The sequence below is a fragment of the Rhodopseudomonas sp. AAP120 genome (assembly GCF_001295845.1).
Classification (GTDB): Bacteria; Pseudomonadota; Alphaproteobacteria; order Rhizobiales; family Xanthobacteraceae; genus Rhodopseudomonas.
Genome location: NZ_LJIC01000194.1, coordinates 1 through 2,204, shown reverse-complemented (window position 1 = coordinate 2,204; position 2,204 = coordinate 1). Strand labels below are relative to the sequence as shown.

Sequence of the window (2,204 nt, the reverse complement as noted above, 5' to 3'; positions counted from 1 at the left end):
CGAAGCCCGCGGCGAGGACCGCGCGACGCGCGAGACCCGCGAGCCGCGAGAGACCCGCGAGCCGCGCGAGACCCGCGAGCCGCGTGGCGAAAGCCGCCGCGAGCCCCGCGATGCGCGCAAGCCGCGTCGCGAGCCGCGTAGCACCCCCGCGCCTGCGCACGCTTCGTTCGGTTCGGCGCCGCCGCCGCGCGACGCCTCCTCGGAGCCCGGCGATCACTCGCACCTGCCGGCCTTCCTGCTGCGCCCGGTGCGGGCGCGCGGCTGAAATGCTGCGGTGCGGCGCATGAGCTTTCTCGCTCCGCACCAGCCCTGCACTCACGGCCTCACGAAAGTTTACCCGGCGTTCACCGTCACCCCGTAGTTTTTGCAACCGGGAATGGCGGACCCGGTTGGTCCGCCGGGGGACGCGGTGGCCGGTATGCAGGATGAACACGAGCGCAGCATGGCGTATGCCGAGCTTGCGCTGAACCAGATCAAAGCACTGCGGCAGCCTGCAATGCCGCGGAACTACGAGATCTGGTACGTTTACGCCACCGGCTACAACGCCGAGCTCAACAAGGCGATCAACGAGGCGCTGGCCAACCGCGGCCGATTGAGCGACTCGGACCTCGAACAACTCCACGACTGCTATCTGTCGCCGAGCCGGACCAATGACCGGATCGACCGCATCGGCGCCCGCGTCGTCAGCGAGATCGACGACATGATGTCGCTGCTCGCCGATACGCTCGGCACCACGGCGACGTTCGGCGCCAACCTGAAAGGCGCGAGCCAGAACCTGTCGCTGGCCACCGATCACGAGCAGATCAAGACCATCGTCGAACGGCTGGTGTCGGCCACCCGCGAAATGCAGGAAGCCAACAGCGCGCTGGAAGAACGGCTTTCCACCTCGCGCCTGGAAATCACCAATCTGCAGGCCAGCCTGGAAGCGATCCGCGCCGAGAGCCTGACCGATCCGTTGACCGGCCTCGGCAATCGCAAGCATTTCGACCGCGTCGTGAGCGAGGCGGTTCGCAGCGCCGGCGTGAGCCGGCGTCCGCTGTCGCTGCTGATGATCGACATCGATCACTTCAAGTCGTTCAACGACAATTACGGGCACCTTACCGGCGACCAAGTGCTTCGTCTGGTCGGCATGACGCTGAAGCAGACCATCAAGAGCAACGACATCCCGGCGCGCTACGGCGGCGAGGAATTCGCCGTGGTGCTGCCGGAAACGCCGCTACGTCAGGCCCTGATGATCGCCGATGACATCCGCCGCGTCGTGATGTCCAAGGAGCTGAAGAAGAAGTCGACCGGCGAGATACTCGGCCGCGTCACGCTGTCGGCCGGCGTCTCGACGCTCAAGCCCGACGACGATGCCGACGCCCTGATCGAACGCGCCGACGCCTGCCTCTATTCGGCCAAGCGCAACGGCCGCAACCGCGTCATCTGCGAAACCGACCCGGAATTCCGCAAGGTCGAAGCCGCGAAGGTCGCGTAGTCGACCTCCCCCATCGAGTCGACAACGATGCTGGCACTGCTTACTTCGCGCGCGAACGGCGCGATGCAGTTGCCGGACTGTGACGCGGCTTCGCCCCCGCTTTGCCGTTAGGCTCACCGGCATTCTTGGGCCGCGTGGATCCGCCTGCTTTCTGGTGCTCTGCTTTCGCCGTTCCCTTGGCCGTCTTCGCCCGCACGGCAGACGTCGTCGTGCCTGCCTTCGCCTTCCGTGGCTTGCGTGACTTGGCCAGCGCCGCACGCTCCGCCGCCGCGAGCGCTGCGCGCGACCACTCCACCAGTTCGTCGGGTTCGTCGAGCAGCCGGTCCGGCAGCCGCCAATACGATGCGACCGTCACCGTCCGCTGCCGGGTCGTATAAGAGAACGGCTGCGAGCCTTCGCTCTCGAACCTGGCGATCGTCGCAGCATCGGCACGCAGATAGATCGTGTCCCGCAGCACCAGCGCGAAGGTGATGCCGTCGGCCGAGACGCCGAAGCCGGAGAACATCCGCCGGATCGTCACCGGCCCGAACGGCTCGAACAAATCCGCGAGGTAATCACGATCCATCGGCGCCCCCGCCCTGCGTTGCCGCGGGCAAGCATAGTGGGCTTCAAGTTCGAGGCAAGATGGCCACTGAACCGGGCCCGCGGACGCGGTGCACCACGCCGCCAGAGCGGCGCGCTGCGCAGCGTCCGGGGCACGGAGCGTTTGAAGTGCAGCAGCGTATTT

At 66.8% G+C, this 2,204-nt stretch carries 2 protein-coding genes and 1 pseudogene; 2 read left to right on the top strand and 1 reads right to left on the bottom strand.

Going from position 1 to position 2,204, the window contains the following annotated elements; genetic code table 11:
• Together IP86_RS25780 and IP86_RS25775 are read left to right on the top strand one after the other, a co-directional pair.
• Positions 1-265: pseudogene (locus IP86_RS25780) on the top strand (DEAD/DEAH box helicase); the annotation flags it as partial.
• 144 nt (positions 266-409) lie between these two features.
• On the top strand, positions 410-1,477 hold the full coding sequence (locus IP86_RS25775) for a GGDEF domain-containing protein (protein WP_054165299.1): 1,068 nt from the start codon (positions 410-412) through the stop codon (positions 1,475-1,477).
• Positions 1,478-1,517: 40 nt separating this feature from the next.
• Here IP86_RS25775 and IP86_RS25770 read toward each other — a convergent pair.
• Positions 1,518-2,204, bottom strand: a 687-nt coding sequence (locus IP86_RS25770; protein WP_349509542.1) for a TfoX/Sxy family protein, incomplete at its 5' end; no start/stop codon positions are given.